At 65.7% G+C, this 1,185-nt stretch carries 3 protein-coding genes and 1 tRNA gene; all 4 read left to right on the plus strand.

The annotated features are described in order from the left end of the window. Nucleotides 1-409 (plus strand): hypothetical protein (locus tag TBU01S_RS22670; protein ID WP_217999693.1); only part of this gene is annotated, 409 nt, incomplete at its 5' end. Then, nucleotides 399-629, plus strand: coding sequence for a hypothetical protein (locus TBU01S_RS22675; RefSeq protein ID WP_068639736.1), 231 nt, complete (start codon nt 399-401; stop codon nt 627-629). The genes TBU01S_RS22670 and TBU01S_RS22675, both read left to right, overlap by 11 nt. Nucleotides 630-633: 4 nt before the next feature. After that, nucleotides 634-1,020: a hypothetical protein gene (locus TBU01S_RS22680; protein ID WP_068639737.1), complete on the plus strand. Its 387-nt coding sequence runs from the start codon at nt 634-636 to the stop codon at nt 1,018-1,020. Beyond that, nucleotides 1,016-1,132, plus strand: a tRNA-Cys gene (locus TBU01S_RS24245). The genes TBU01S_RS22680 and TBU01S_RS24245 overlap by 5 nt, the downstream gene beginning before the upstream one ends. Nucleotides 1,133-1,185 lie beyond the last annotated feature (53 nt).

A 1,185-nucleotide genomic window follows, 5' to 3' on the forward strand; every position in this document is an offset into this window, starting at 1 on the left:
CCTGACGCCCGACATCGCCATCCCGGAAAACGTCATCACCGTCGAAGGCATCGACTGGGCGGACAAGCCGCGCCACGACGCCGTGTATCTGGCCGGCAGCATCCTCGGCCACGTCACGCGCACCGGCACCGCCGGCGGCGATCTCGCCCCCATGGTCACCGACCCGCTCATCACCCATCCGGACGCCGCCCGCCAGCGCGGCCGCGCCATCTTGAGCGACACCGGCCGCCAGGCACATATCCGGCTGTCGCTGCCCGTGCTGCCCGAGACCGGCATCATCGCCCCCGGCCGCATCATCGACTACACCGAATCCGGCCAGGCCCACCGCGGCATCACGCGCGCCGTCGACGTGCAGGCGGCGTTCCCGAAAGTCATGCAAACCATCACGGTGGAAACCCATGAGCGCTAACCTGTACAAGCGCCTGCGCGCGCTCACCCCCACTGTGCCCCGGCTCTACGGTGCCGTGCAGTCCGTCGATGCCGGCAGCGGTGCGGTGGTCGTGGCATTGCCCGGCGGTGCGACACTGCGCGCCCTGGGTGCAGCGGAAGTAGGGGATACGGTGTTCGTGCGCGACGGCGTGATCGAAGGGCCGGCGCCGGCGCTGCCGGTCGAGACGATCGAGGTGTAGCCGCATGCAGACGTCTGTACGGCATCAACAGTGCCGCGTGCTCGATGATGGGTGCGTGGCCATCACGTTCGAGCCCCGCGGCGGGACCATCCGAGCGCTGCCCATGCTTCCGGTCGGCGACCACCCTGCATACATCGCCGTCGGCGAGGTCACGCACCTAGCAGACGGCATCGTCAAGCTCCATGCTTTCGCTGGCCAGCTCGGCCGCCGGCATATGCGGCTGATCGTGCGGCTACTCGTCGAGCAAGGGTATCGCGTGGCCTATGTCGATCGTGCGGCGGGCCGGGCGATGCCGATGGCAGAGCAGATCGAGCAGGGGGACTGGAAGGGGTGGTGGCGGATCGACCTGCGTTCGATCATTGATGGTCTCGATACCCGGCCGGTTCGGTGAGGTAGTAAGAGTGGCATTTTGGTGTGGCAATATCTAGTAAAGTCAGTAATAGCGCAAATTATCGCGGCCTGCAAAGCCGTGTACCCCGGTTCGATTCCGAGTCGCGCCTCCATAAACAGCAGTTGATTCAAGCATATAGCCCGCCATGAGCGGGCTTTTTTTTGG

The organism is Thauera butanivorans NBRC 103042 (assembly GCF_001591165.1).
Classification (GTDB): Bacteria; Pseudomonadota; Gammaproteobacteria; order Burkholderiales; family Rhodocyclaceae; genus Thauera; species Thauera butanivorans.